Raw genomic sequence first — 13,123 nt, 5'->3', positions numbered from 1 at the left:
TGTCCCACACCCTTACCTTGAGCTGGCGAATCCCGCTAGAATGGCGCCATGAACATCCGCCAGCTTTCAGAGACCGTCATCAACCAGATCGCCGCCGGCGAGGTGATCGAGCGCCCGGCCAGCGTGGTCAAGGAACTGGTCGAGAACGCGCTGGATGCAGGCGCCTCGCGCGTCGAGATCGCGACAGCCGGCGGCGGGCTTTCGCTCATCCGGGTCACCGACGACGGCGGGGGCATGGATGCAAGCGACCTTGCCCTTTCCATCGCACGGCACTGCACGTCGAAGCTTTCCGACGACATCCACGACATCCGCTCGCTCGGCTTTCGCGGCGAGGCGCTGCCTTCCATCGGCTCGGTCGGCAAACTCTCGATCCGCTCCCGTCCTGCCGCCGCAGACACCGCGCACGAGATCGCCGTCGAGGGCGGACGCATCATTCCGGTGCGGCCGGTAGCGGGCAATCGCGGCACGCTGGTCGAGGTGCGCGACCTTTTTTTCGCCACCCCGGCGCGGCTCAAATTCATGAAAGGCGAGCGTGCCGAGGCGACGGCCGTCGCCGACATCGTCAAGCGCATTTCCATCGCGTTCCCCCATGTACGGTTCACGCTGTCGGGCACCGATCGTTCGACGCTGGACCTTGCCGCGTGCGGCCAATCTCGCGAAGGCTTGCAGCAGCGTATCGCACAGGTCATCGGCCGGGAGTTCGCCGCCAACGCGCTTGCCGTCGAGGCGATGCGGGACGACGTGCGGCTGTTGGGGTACGCGTCGATCCCCTCCTATACCCGCGCCAACTCGCTACACCAGTATCTCTACGTCAATGGGCGCCCGGTGCGCGACAAGATGCTGGCGGGCGCGATCCGCGGCGCTTATGCCGACGTTCTGCCCCGTGATCGCCACGCGGTGACGGCGCTGTTCATTGAGCTCGATCCGGCGCTGGTGGATGTCAACGTGCATCCGGCCAAGGCGGACGTGCGGTTTCGCGATCCGGGCATGGTGCGCGGGCTGATCGTCGGCTCGATCCGGCAGGCTCTCGCCCAGGCAGGCATCCGTCCGGCCACCACCGCCGCAGGCGCGATGGTGGACGCGTTCCGGCCAGGCGGCACGGGCGGCGGAAGCCAGCCAGCCTATGCTCATGCAGGAGCGCAGGCCTATGCCGCAGCCGGCTTCGATATGGCAGCCTCACCGCACCGGCCGCTGAACGGCGGTTTCGCCGAGGCCGCACAGGCGATGTTCGATACGACGGCCCCGAGCGCGGATGCGCGTGCCGGCGTTGTCGAGCCGATGCCCGAAATGACGGCGAGGCCGCTCGGGGCCGCCCGCGCGCAGGTGCACGAGAACTACATCGTGGCGCAGACGAACGATTCACTCGTTATCGTGGATCAGCATGCCGCGCATGAACGGCTGGTTTACGAGGCCTTGAAGCAGGCGCTCGCCGCGCGCGACGTGCCTGCGCAGATGCTGCTCCTGCCGGAAATCGTCGACCTCGCGGAAGAAGATGCCGAACGGCTCGCTTCGCATGGCGGCCTGCTGCGCCGCTTCGGTCTTGGGGTGGAACGCTTCGGTCCCGGCGCCGTAGCGGTGCGCGAGACGCCGGCCATGCTGGGCGAGGTCGACGTTCAGCGTCTGGTACGCGACCTTGCCGACGAGATCGCCGACACCGATACGGTCGAGACCCTCAAGGAACGCCTGGATGCCATCGCCGCCACCATGGCCTGCCACGGCTCAGTCCGGTCGGGCCGCAGGCTTCGGCCTGAGGAGATGAACGCGCTGCTGCGCCAGATGGAAGCCACACCCGGTTCCGGCACGTGCAACCACGGTCGGCCGACCTATGTGGAGTTGAAGCTCTCCGACATCGAACGGCTGTTCGGCCGACGCTGAGCTGCCGGCTTGACCTGACAACGGTTTTATGGCGGTACAGGCGCGTTGCGAAAGGCGAATGAGATGAACCGTTTCGAAGGGCCAGGCGGCAAGGAGGCTCGCATCCGCTATCTGGATGGCGATTTCCAGGTTCTTACGCCGGGCGCGTTCGTCCGCTGTGCCGTCAGCGGCGAGCCGATCCCGCTGGATGAGTTGAAATACTGGAGCGTCGCGCGGCAGGAGCCTTACGCAAACGCGGCCGCCTCTCTTTCCCGCGAGATCGAGGTCAATCCCGAGCTTCGCAAGCGCGGCTAGGACCTACCGTGCCTCGATGCGGCGTTGCCGCCACGCTTCAAGCGTCGCCTCGATGATGGCGCGCGGCGCGCGGGCAACCTCGAACACAGTTTCGATCTCGATGATTTTGACACGTTTGCGCAGCGCGGAGAGCGCCTCGCTGGCGTGGTCGAGCCGCACGGCATCCTTGGCGGTGGTAACGATCTCAAGGCCCTGCGCGTCGGCTGTCGCGAGAAGGTCCTGCGCGTCGAACTCCGAATAGAAATGATGATCGCCGAAACTTTTCGCGATCTCGATCCGGCCGCCGACCGCCGTGACAGTGTCGAAGAATTTCTGCGGCTCGCCGATGCCCGCAAAAGCCAGGCAGCGCGCGCCTGCGATGCCTTCGGGCGCGGCCGGCTTTATCGATGCTTCGTGGAACGGTCTCGCGGCGCGGGCTGCCTGACGAAGCACCACATCTGCGCCCGGTCCGTCGCCGACCTTGAGCACGCTGTCGGCATAACGCATTTGGTCGACGAGTGCCGCCCGCATCGGACCTGCGGGAATCGTGTAGCCGTTGCCGATGCCGCGGCGCGCATCGACCACGATCAACGCATGATCGATATGAATGCGGGCGCTCTGGAAGCCGTCATCCATGATCAGAAAATTGCAGCCAAGATCGATCAGGAGGCGTGCGGCGGCGGACCTGTCGGTGCTGACGGCGACCCGTGCCGCGCGCGCCAGAAGCAGCGGTTCGTCGCCGACATGGCGCGCGCTGTCGTGAAGGGCATCGACAAGGTGCGGTTCACCGGCAACCGATCCGCCGTGGCCCCGAGACAGGATGCCTGGCTTAAGGCCCATCGTGGCGGCTTCGCGCGCCAGGGCGATCGCCACCGGCGTCTTGCCGGAACCGCCGACCGTCAGGTTGCCGACGCACAGCACCGGCGCATCGACCTTTTCGCGTGGCGCGTTGAGAAGCCGCTTGCGGGCAACCGCACCGTAGATCGCGGCGAACGGCCATAGCCCCCAGGCACGCCAGTCAGGCGTACCCCACCAGAAAGGCGGCGCTTCGCTGACCATGGCCGGCCCTAGCGCCCGCTGCCGTTGACGGCGGTGCCCAACCGCGCCTGAACGATGAGGGGATGGATGTAGGGCTCAAGCGCCTGCAGCGTCTTGGCGAGGGAGCCACGCATCTCCTCGACCGTGCGCATGCCCGCGTCCATCATCTTGCGCCGCTCCGGCTCATTGTTGAGCAGGAAATTGACAGCACCCGCCAGCACGTCCTTGTCGCGCACGAAACGGGCGCCTCCCGCGGTTGCAAGCTTCTGATAGGATTCGCGGAAATTCTGCACGTTTCGGCCAGCCAGCACCGCCGTCTCGAGCATGGCCGGCTCCAGCGGGTTCTGGCCGCCCTGTCCAGTCAGCGAGCGCCCGACAAAGGCTATCTCCGTCAGGCGCAAATAGAGTCCCATCTCGCCGATTGTGTCGCCGAGGAAGATGTCCGTGCCCGATGAAATCTTGTCGCCGAGGCTGCGGCGAGCCACGGTCAGTCCCTTTTCGGCGCAGGCAGCGGCGATAGCATCGGCGCGCTCGGGATGGCGAGGAACAATCACGGTGAGCAGATCCGAATGGCGGCCGCGCAGCAGGGTATGGACATGAACCGCTGCGTCCTCCTCGCCGTCGTGCGTGGAGACCGCGGCCCAGACCTTGCGGTTGCCTATCTCACCCTTGATCCGCGCCAGAACCTCAGTATCGACGGGCGGCGGCACCGTGTCGACCTTGAGATTGCCGGACACGGTAACGGGCCGCGCGCCGAGCTTGTGGAAGCGCTCGGCGTCCACCTCCGACTGGGCAATCACATGGGCGAGGTTTTCGAGCAATGCTTCCGCGATGAACCCGCGCTTGCTCCAGCTCGCGAACGACCGGTCGGACAGCCGACCATTGACCAGCACCTGCGGCACCCGCCGCGCGCCCAGTTCCAGAATGGTCATCGGCCATATCTCGGATTCGGCGATGATCGCCAGATCGGGCTGCCAATGGTCGAGAAACCGGCTCACGGCGGGTTTCAGGTCGAGCGGCACATACTGGTGGATGATGCGGTCGCCGAGGCGTTCCTTAGCGACCTGTGCCGACGTGACGGTGCCCGTGGTGAGCACGACATTGATGCCGAAATCGACGATACGCTCGATCAGCGGTGCAACCGCGATCGTTTCACCGACACTCGCCGCATGCAGCCACACCAGCGGCCCTTCCGGGCGGGGCAGGCCAGCGCGGCCGTAGCGTTCGCGCCGGCGGTTGTGTTCTTCCTTGCCCTTGGTCGCGCGCCAGGCCACATAGCCGCCGATGACGGGATAGGCGGCTGCGCCCGCCCATCTGTATGCTGTCAGCAGCGTGCGGGCCCAGCGTTCGCTCATCGCGTACCGTCGACCAGTTTATACGCCCGCTCGGTCGCCGCGTTGAGCGATGCGGTCACCTCGCGCCGCTTGGCCTCCATCATTTCAGCGTCGGCATCGGAGGGCACGTAGATTTCCTCCCCGACCGCCAGCGCGTGGCGCCCGAAGGGCAGGTTGATGGTGGTCTTGTCCCAGCTTCGCTCAAGTACCTTGCGGCGGCTGGTGGCAATCGCCACCGGGACGATCGGCCGGCCGGAAACCTTCGCCAGCGTCACGATGCCGAGGCCCGCCTGGCGCGGCGTGCCGTGCGGAATATCGGCGATCATCGCCACGTTCATGCCGCTGTCGAGCGTCTTCTTGAGCGTGATGAGCGCCTTGGCGCCGCCCTTGTCGGCCTTGGTGCCTTCACGGCCGCCCGAGCCGCGCACGATGCCGAAGCCGAGCTTCTGTGCAACGAGCGCGTTGAGCTCGGCATCGGCACTGCGCGAGAACATGGCGACCAGCTTGTGACGGCGCGGATTGACCGCCGGACCCAGCAGGTGCTGGCCGTGCCACAGGGCCCCGATTGCTGGAGACAGTGCGGCAATGCGCGGTGCCGGATCGTCGGACCCGGCAGCAGCCGGATTGGTCCAGTAGATGAACTTGACCAGGCCCGCGATGAGCGTCGCCAGCAGATGCTTCACGAATGTCGAGCGGACGAGCGGCTGCCTAATCTTCTTCCAGGTGGCCTTGAAGACGCCCGGCTTGGACTTGCGCGCCTGCGCGCGCGTCTCCGGCAGGGGTGAAACGGCGTTGTCGTCCATGCGTATCGTTATTCTTGTTGTTGTCGTTCTGGCTTATTTGGCCTGCGGGTCGAGCAGGCGATGCAGGTGGACGATGAAATAGCGCATATGGGCATTATCCACGGTCGCCTGCGCCTTTGCTTTCCACGCAATTTCGGCGGATTTGTAGTCGGGAAAGATTCCGACGATGTCCAGCTCGTCGAGATTGCGGAAATCAACGTTGGACAGCGACGTCAGCTCGCCGCCGAATACGAGGTGTAGGAGTTGCTTGCTTCCGGTGTCTTCGGCCATATCGGTCACACATGTCTTGGGTGGAGCAGCACCCCGGCGCGGGGGCGGCGCCGAGGCGATGGCAATTCCTCTAGAGGAATTCGTTACGTTTTGAAACCGTCGCGTGAAGGCGCGACGTCATTCCGCGGTCGCGATAACCTTCGCCATATCATGCAGCAGCTTGCCGCTGCCGGCCGCCAGCGCACCGTGGCGCGGATCGGCACCGGCATAAAAGGGTGCTTCCCCTCGGACATTGACCACGGCACCGCCAGCACGGCGCAGGATCAGGTCTGCTGCCGCAAGGTCCCAGTCATGCGAATTCGGCTTGACGAAGGTGCCGTCAAGACGCCCGCTCGCCACCATGGCCAGCCGATAGGCAAGCGATGGAATGTATGCGATCTCCGGGCCGGCACGCATATAAGCGGGCGCGCGCACGAGAAGCTGCTTGGGGCCAGCGACACGCGGACGTTCGCCATGGCCGGCGACGGCGATCACCTTGCCGTTGCACATCGCGGGACCGCCAGCGGTCGCCTCGTAGACTTCCTGCTTGGCCGGGCAGTCGAGTACGCCCGCCATGGCGACGCCGTCTTCGACCACGGCAACGGAAACACACCACGTCCGCCTGCCTGCAATGAAGGCGCGCGTGCCGTCGATCGGATCGACCACGAATGTGCGTCGTGCGGCAAGCCGATCAGGATTGTCGACCGTCTCTTCCGAAAGCCAGCCATAGGAAGGTCGCGCGGCGCGCAGCGTTTCGAACAGGAACCGGTCGACGGCAATGTCGGCGGCGGTTACCGGCGACGAGCCGTCCTTGAGCCAAGCCTCCGGCTCCTTGCCGAAATAGCGCATCGCGATCTCGCCGCCCTCTCGCGCCGCGTCGCGCAGCAGCGCAAGGTCAGCATTCAGATCGTCAACGACCATTTCATTCGCCTGCAAGCGTCATCCCTTCGATAAGAAGCGTCGGCGCGGCCGTGCCGAAATTGCGGTCGAGGTCGCTGGCCGGAACCATGTTGAGGAACATGTCCCTGAGATTCGCGGCTATAGTGACCTCGGACACGGGCCAGGCGAGTTCGCCGTTCTCGATCCAGAAGCCCGACGCCCCGCGTGAATATTCGCCCGTCACCATGTTGACGCCCTGTCCGAACACCTCGGTGACGTAGAATCCGGACTTGAGCGAACGAATCATCTCTTCCGGCGACTGGTCACCGGGCTCGATCGCCAGGTTGGTCGACGATGGGGACACCGATGACGATGCACGCACGCCGCGCCCGTTGGTCTGCAGCCCGAGCTCGCTAGCAGCAGAGGTCGAGAGAAACCAGTGACCAAGCACGCCGCGGTCAACCATGGTCATGCTCTCGCCTTGCACGCCTTCACCATCGAACGGCCTGGAGGACTGGCCGCGCAGCTTGAGCGGATCGTCGGTTACCGTGATGCCGGCTGACGCCACCTTCTTGCCCATCATATCGCGCAGGAAGCTGGTCTTGCGTGCCACCGACGCGCCATTGATGGCGCCCGCCAGGTGCCCGGCGATGCCACGCGCAACACGCGGGTCGTAGATGACAGTCACAGGGCCTGTGCGTGCCTTGCGGGCACCGAGCCTTCTGGTTGCGCGCTCGCCCGCCTTGCGGCCAATCTCCGCGACCTGGTCGAGGTCTGCGAAATGGAGCCGGGACGAGTATTCGTAGTCGCGCTCCATGCCCGTGCCTTCGCCAGCGATCACACTGACGGAACGCGAGAAGCGCGTCGCCATGTACTCGCCAAGAAAGCCATGCGAGGTGGCGAGCACCAGCCCGCCCATGCCCACCGATGCGCCGGAACCGCTTGAATTGGTGACGCCTGATACGGCCATGGCCGCCTCTTCCATCGCAAGCGCGTCTTCGCGCAGCCTTTCCGCCGACAGTTCCGTCGGGTCGAACAAGTCGAGGTTGCGGATCGAACGTGCAAGCAGTGCCTGATCGGCAAGCCGTTGATGCGGATCTTCGGGCGAGGCCTTCGCCATCGCTACCGCACGCTCGGCGAGCGACGCCGGATCGGACGCGGCATTGGCCGACACACTGGCGGTTCGATTGCCGAGGAAGACGCGAAGCGAGACGTCGTCGCTTTCGGCTGCCTCGGTGTTCTCCACCTTGCCCAGCCGCACCGAAACGCTGGTCGACCTGGAACGGACAGCAACGGCATCGGAAGCATCGGCCCCGGCACGCTTCGCAGCGTCCACAAGCCGCGCAACGAGATCGGCGAGGCTGCTGGAATCGATCTTCTGGTTCATCAAAAAGCTCTGGTCCTGCGGATATGGGAGGTGTCTGGCAGTACGTAGCCTCCATCTATGGCCATGGGTTGCGCGTTGCAATGGCTGGCGGAGACGCCAATTCGTGGTAGGAGCGATAAACACCGCGCCCGAGTCCGATGCCAGCACCCGCATCCGCCACCTCCACACAGGCCAAATTCGTCACAGGATCGACGATGCGCCATGTCGCCGTGATGACAGCGACGGGTTCGGTGGGTCTGGTCGCCATCTTCATCGTGGATGCCCTCAATCTCTTCTACATTTCGATGCTCGGCGTGCAGGAGCTCGCAGCGGCAATCGGCTTTGCCAGCACGCTGATGTTCTTTACCCTGTCGGTCTCCATCGGCCTGACAATTGCGGCCTCGGCGCTGGTTTCACGCGCACTCGGACGCGGCGACCGGGCAGAAGCCGCGCGCATGGGCGGCGCGGCGATGATGTTCATGGGCCTGACGACGGGCGTCATCGTGCTGGCCATCTGGCCGTTCCTCGATCCGCTCGTCGGTCTCCTGGGCGCAACGGGCGAGACCCGCCAGCTCGCAACGCGGTTTCTCCAGATCGTAATCCCGTCGTCGCCGCTCGTCTCCATGGGCATGTGCGCAACCGGCATCCTGCGTGGCGTCGGCGATGCACGGCGCGCCATGTATGTGACGCTGGCTGGCGGCGCGGCGGCTGCGGTGCTCGACCCCATCCTTATCTTCGGGTTCGACTTAGGGCTTGATGGCGCGGCTATCTCGACCGTGCTGTCGCGACTGGTCCTGCTCGCTATCGGAATCCATGGCGCGCATGTCGTGCACCGACTGATGGCGCTGCCCGGCCCGCGCAAGATGGTGGCGGCAGCGCGGCCATTCTTTGCGATCGGGATACCCGCGGTCCTGACCCAGATCGCAACGCCCGTGGGCAACGCCTATGTGACGATCGAGATGGCGCGCTTCGGCGATGAGGCGGTCGCAGGGTGGGCGATCGTCGGTCGGCTCATCCCGGTGGCCTTCGGAGTGATTTTCGCGCTTTCCGGCGCTGTCGGACCAATCCTTGGCCAGAACTACGGCGCGCGGCGCTACGATCGCCTCAACACTGCCCTGCGCGATGCGCTGGTCTTCGTCACGCTCTATTGCCTGGGCGTCTGGATGCTACTCGCCCTGCTGTCGACGCCGGTCGCCGATCTTTTCGGCGCGGTGGGCGAAGCGCGCGAGCTCGTTATCTTCTTCTGCCTCTTTGTTGCGGGCAGCTTTCTTTTCAACGGCATGCTGTTCGTGGCGAACGCTGCCTTCAACAATCTGGGCTTTGCAACCTATTCTACGGTTTTCAACTGGGGACGGTCGACGCTGGGCGTGATCCCGTTCGTCTGGGCGGGCGCGCAGCTTTACGGAGCCAAAGGGGTCATCGCTGGCTGGGGTCTCGGCGCGATCGTGTTCGGTATCGTCGCCGCCGTCGTGGCCTTTCGCGTCGTTCGCGGCATCGGCGACAAGCCACCGGCTGAAGATGACGTGCCGTCGCCGCCGCCTGCCGCCAATTCGCCCTTCTCCACCGGTAAGGCGGCGACACTTCAATAGCGACGGGGAGCGATGCTCAGACCTCGTCCTTCTCGAAGCGCTCCACCGCGGCACCGACGGCCTGTTTCAGCTCGTCCTTAATGGAGGCTGTCTCCGCCATGACGCGGTCGACCTTGAGGAAATCCAACGCGCGGAAGTGCGACACGGGCGGACGTAGCATTATCTGCGGACGGCCCTGCTGCAGCTTAAGTGCGATAATCGACTGCATCATGATCTGGCTGGCGCCGAATACGAGATCGAGCGAGTTGGGCTTGGCACGGCGGTCATGCACCGGCGAACCCACCACGTCGATGGCGATCAATATGTCCGCCTTGCCTTCGAGCAGGTCGAACGGGACTGGATTGGCTATGCCGCCGTCGACGAGGATGCGGCCCTCATGCCTGACCGGGCGAAACACGGCTGGGATGGCCGCGGACGCCGCGACCGCCTTGTAAAGATCACCGCTATCGAAGATCGTTTCCCTGTGCGCGAAGAAGTCGGTCGCCGTCACCTGCAGCGGAATCTGCAGTTCCTCGAAGGTCTCCGGAATGACAGTTGGCAGAAACGCGTGGATGATGCGCTCTACATTGAACTGCGTGAGACCCACCCCGCCGGAAACAATCTCCGAAAAGCTTCCCGGACGTGCGCGCCACATGCGCGCTGCCACCTCGGACCGTCGCCCGAGTATCGAGTGCGCATAATCGTGGATCTCCTTGCCCGACATTCCGGCGGCCATGCCGGCGCCCATGATCGCCCCGATCGACGAGCCGGAAATCGCCACCGGCCTGATGCCGAGTTCGTCGAGCGCCTCGATGACGTGGATATGGGCGAGGCCCCGCGCGCCGCCGCCGCCGAAGGCGACGGCAAAGGTCGGGTCACGACCTTTCTCGAGCTGCGGCGCGCCGCTTTCCGTGGCGCGCTCGGGGATCGAGGCTTCCATAGCCTTCCTTTCAGCCGCCGTCTGCCGCCTCCGGACCTATCACCAGTATCGCAGGTTCGGCAACAAGCAGGCGATGGGCAGCCGCCTTGACCTGATCGAGCGTCACGGCGTTGATGTAGCCGACCCGGCGGTCTATGTAGTCGATGCCGCGATCGTCGAGCTGCAATTCGACGAGCGTCCGCGCGATAGCCGCCGACGAATCGAGATTGTTGATCGGATATGCCCCAATCAGATAGGTCTTGGCGCGCTCCAGCTCTGCCTGCGTAGGCCCCTCCTGCGCCATCCCGCGCACCACTTCGCGAATGAGTTCGAGGGTTTCCTTTGCCCGATCGGCGCGCGTGGACGTGCCGATCGTCAGCATGTCGGCGTATTCGCCGGTATGAAGGCCGGAACCAACGCCATAGGCAAGACCACGCTTTTCCCGCACTTCGTCGAACAGTCGCGAAGAGAAGGTGCCGCCACCAAGGATGTGGTTCATGAGAAAGGCCGGGAAGAACTCGGGGTCGTCGCGGGCAATGCCCGGATAGACAAGCTGGATCGTCGCCTGCGGCAGGGGATAGGCGTAGGAAATTTCCTGGTCCAGCTGCGGCGAAACATGTTCCACCGGCAGCAACTCGGATTCCTGCGGCAGGTCGCCGAACACATTGTCGAGCATCGTCTTGAGGGTTTCGGCATCGATCGCACCGACAACGCCGATACTGACGTTCGAACGCGCGAAGGTGCGCGCATGCAGCGCCTTCAGGTCCTCTGGCGTTACCGAGCCGAGCGTTTCGTCGGTCCCGTCCGAGCGGCGTGCGTAGGGATGATCGCCGTATAGCGCGCGGGCGAATTCTTCCTGCCCCAGCGATTCCGGATCGCGCATGTCGCGCTGGATGCGCGTCATGATCTGGGCGCGGATGCGGTCGACCGGCTCCTGGTCGAAACGCGGGTTGTTGACGGCAAGCCGCAGAAGGTCGAACGCGTCGTCGCGCCCCTCCTCGAGCATACGCATCTGCCCATAGACGGCATCGCGCGTAGCGTTGAAGCTCATTTCCGCGCCAACCTCGTCCAGCCGTTCCTGGAAGGCGTCGGCATCGAGATCGCCTGCACCCTCGTCGAACAGGCCAGTCATCAGCGTGGAGACACCCTCCTTGCCCTCCGGGTCCTGGGTGCTGCCGCCCTTGAAGGCAAACCGCACGGAGATGATCGGCACGGTGTAATCTTCCACCAGCCAGGCCTTGACGCCACTGTCGGAGGTAACCTCCTGGATGTCGACGGCGGCGCGCGCCGGAAGGACGGCTGGCAGGGTGAGAAACATCAACGCCAGAAGCAGCGTCGTCAGCGTCAGCGTGAAGCGATTGGCCTGCATTGAGGGGGTTGCCTCCGTCGCGTTCATGAGCGGTCATCCTTTTCGGGCCGCAGATAGCCGGTCACAGACCGGCGCTGATCGAGGTAGCGCGCGGCGACCCGCTTTACGTCGTCGGCGGAGACGGCGTCGATGCGCTCTGGCCACTCCAGAACATCCTCGACTGTCCCACCGGTCGTCAGTGTCGAGCCGTAGATACGCGCCATGCCGGACTGGTCATCGCGGGCGAAGATCATGGAACGGGTCGCCCGTTTCTTGGCTTTCGCAAGCTCGTCCTCGGAAATGCCTTCCTCTGCGACCTTTGCGATCTCCGCATCGATCGCGCGCTCGACGTCCTCGATCGTGGAGTCGCCGCGCGGCGATCCATAGACGACAAACGCCGTGTCATCGAGCGACGTGCCCTGATAGTAGGCGCCGGCCGACGAGGCTATGCCCTGCCGCACGATCAGTTCCTGATAGATACGGCTGCGCATTCCGCCGCCAAGTATTTCGGACAACAGGTCGAGCGCCTCGGCCTCGCCGTCCTCGGCGGTCGTGTAGGAAGGCACGACCCAACGCTTGGAGTAGCTGGCCACGCCGACGCGCGGGTCCGACATCTCGACGATACGGCTCGTGTTCTGCTCCGGCTCCACCGGGCGTATGCGCGGCGGCAGGTCCGGGCCGCGCTCGACAAGCCCGTATGTCTCCTCGGCAAGGCTGCGCACGGTCGCGGCATCCACGTCGCCTGCTACGACCAGCACAGCATTGTTCGGCGCGTAAAACCGGTCGTAAAACTCGGTCGCGTCCTCCCGGTTGAGCTGCTCGATCTCCTGCATCCACCCAATCACGGGAAAGCGATAGGGATGGTTCTGGTAGAGCGTGGCGTTGACTTCCTCGCCATGCAGGGATTCCGGGCTGTTCTCGACCCGCGAATTGCGCTCCTCAATGATGACGTCGCGCTCGGGCCCGATCACGTCATCCGTGAGGATGAGGTTGCGCATCCGGTCCGCCTCGAACTCCATCATGGTCTTCAGCTCACCAGGCGCAACCTGCTGGAAGTAGGCGGTGTAATCATAGGAGGTGAAGGCGTTCTCGCGGCCCCCGATCTCGGCGATACGCGCGGAGAATTCACCGGGGCCATGATTGCTGGTGCCCTTGAACATGAGGTGTTCAAAGAAGTGGGCAATGCCCGATTTTCCCGGTTCCTCGTCGGCGCTGCCGACCTTGTACCAGACCATCTGGGTGACGACCGGCGCGCGCCGGTCGGGGATCACCACGACCTCGAGCCCGTTGTCGAGGGTGAAATGCTCGACCTGCGGCGCTTCTTCTGCGGTGGCAAAGGCAAGCGGGACGGCCATGAACGCGGCGGTGAGCACTGCCCTGAAAGGCGCGCTGGCACCGCGGCCGGGAATCAGCATCATGAAAGCTTCCTTCTCCAGAGACCCTGCGAGACTTAGCGCCTGCGGCCATGCAT

At 64.7% G+C, this 13,123-nt stretch carries 12 protein-coding genes; 3 read left to right on the top strand and 9 right to left on the bottom strand.

Annotated features, from left to right (window positions below; genetic code table 11):
* Positions 1-48: 48 nt before the first annotated feature.
* Both mutL and ACVJNE_RS10455 read left to right on the top strand, forming a co-directional pair.
* Positions 49-1,875, top strand: coding sequence for a DNA mismatch repair endonuclease MutL (gene mutL / locus ACVJNE_RS10460; protein ID WP_499565335.1), 1,827 nt, complete (start codon positions 49-51; stop codon positions 1,873-1,875).
* 63 nt (positions 1,876-1,938) lie between these two features.
* Positions 1,939-2,169: a DUF2093 domain-containing protein gene (locus ACVJNE_RS10455; protein ID WP_368802342.1), complete on the top strand. Its 231-nt coding sequence runs from the start codon at positions 1,939-1,941 to the stop codon at positions 2,167-2,169.
* Positions 2,170-2,172: 3 nt separating this feature from the next.
* On the opposite strand, the gene lpxK is transcribed toward ACVJNE_RS10455, so the two are convergent.
* The 6 genes from lpxK to ACVJNE_RS10425 form a co-directional block, all read right to left on the bottom strand.
* Positions 2,173-3,207, bottom strand: a complete 1,035-nt coding sequence (gene lpxK / locus ACVJNE_RS10450) for a tetraacyldisaccharide 4'-kinase (RefSeq protein ID WP_499565333.1) — start codon at positions 3,205-3,207, stop codon at positions 2,173-2,175.
* 8 nt (positions 3,208-3,215) lie between these two features.
* Positions 3,216-4,541, bottom strand: coding sequence for a lipid IV(A) 3-deoxy-D-manno-octulosonic acid transferase (waaA, locus tag ACVJNE_RS10445; protein WP_499565331.1), 1,326 nt, complete (start codon positions 4,539-4,541; stop codon positions 3,216-3,218).
* Complete coding sequence (locus ACVJNE_RS10440; RefSeq protein WP_499565329.1) at positions 4,538-5,323, bottom strand: lysophospholipid acyltransferase family protein; 786 nt, start codon at positions 5,321-5,323, stop codon at positions 4,538-4,540. The genes waaA and ACVJNE_RS10440 overlap by 4 nt, the downstream gene beginning before the upstream one ends.
* Before the next feature lie 33 nt (positions 5,324-5,356).
* Positions 5,357-5,593 carry a DUF4170 domain-containing protein gene (locus ACVJNE_RS10435; RefSeq protein WP_173186841.1) on the bottom strand — a complete coding sequence of 79 codons (237 nt, stop codon included), beginning with the start codon at positions 5,591-5,593 and terminating at the stop codon, positions 5,357-5,359.
* Positions 5,594-5,710: 117 nt separating this feature from the next.
* Positions 5,711-6,493, bottom strand: a complete 783-nt coding sequence (locus ACVJNE_RS10430) for a 3'(2'),5'-bisphosphate nucleotidase CysQ (protein WP_499565326.1) — start codon at positions 6,491-6,493, stop codon at positions 5,711-5,713.
* Between the two features lies 1 nt (position 6,494).
* The gene (locus ACVJNE_RS10425) at positions 6,495-7,838 is read right to left on the bottom strand and encodes a TldD/PmbA family protein (RefSeq protein WP_499565324.1); all 1,344 of its coding nucleotides are present in this window, start codon (positions 7,836-7,838) and stop codon (positions 6,495-6,497) included.
* Between the two features lie 194 nt (positions 7,839-8,032).
* Here ACVJNE_RS10425 and ACVJNE_RS10420 point away from each other — a divergent pair, with 194 nt between their 5' ends.
* A complete protein-coding gene (locus ACVJNE_RS10420; protein WP_499565322.1) occupies positions 8,033-9,406 on the top strand; it encodes an MATE family efflux transporter in 1,374 nt (457 codons plus the stop codon).
* 16 nt (positions 9,407-9,422) lie between these two features.
* On the opposite strand, the gene ACVJNE_RS10415 is transcribed toward ACVJNE_RS10420, so the two are convergent.
* The 3 genes from ACVJNE_RS10415 to ACVJNE_RS10405 are packed head-to-tail and all read right to left on the bottom strand — an operon-like array spanning position 9,423 to position 13,070.
* Positions 9,423-10,325: a patatin-like phospholipase family protein gene (locus ACVJNE_RS10415; RefSeq protein WP_499565320.1), complete on the bottom strand. Its 903-nt coding sequence runs from the start codon at positions 10,323-10,325 to the stop codon at positions 9,423-9,425.
* Positions 10,326-10,335: 10 nt separating this feature from the next.
* Positions 10,336-11,700 carry a M16 family metallopeptidase gene (locus ACVJNE_RS10410; protein ID WP_499565318.1) on the bottom strand — a complete coding sequence of 455 codons (1,365 nt, stop codon included), beginning with the start codon at positions 11,698-11,700 and terminating at the stop codon, positions 10,336-10,338.
* A complete protein-coding gene (locus tag ACVJNE_RS10405) occupies positions 11,697-13,070 on the bottom strand; it encodes a M16 family metallopeptidase (protein ID WP_499565316.1) in 1,374 nt (457 codons plus the stop codon). Before ACVJNE_RS10405 ends, ACVJNE_RS10410 begins: the two co-directional genes overlap by 4 nt.
* Positions 13,071-13,123: the final 53 nt, after the last annotated feature.

It is taken from the genome of Mesorhizobium sp. DxT (assembly GCF_058448885.1).
This window is presented reverse-complemented; position numbering and strand designations above follow the sequence as displayed.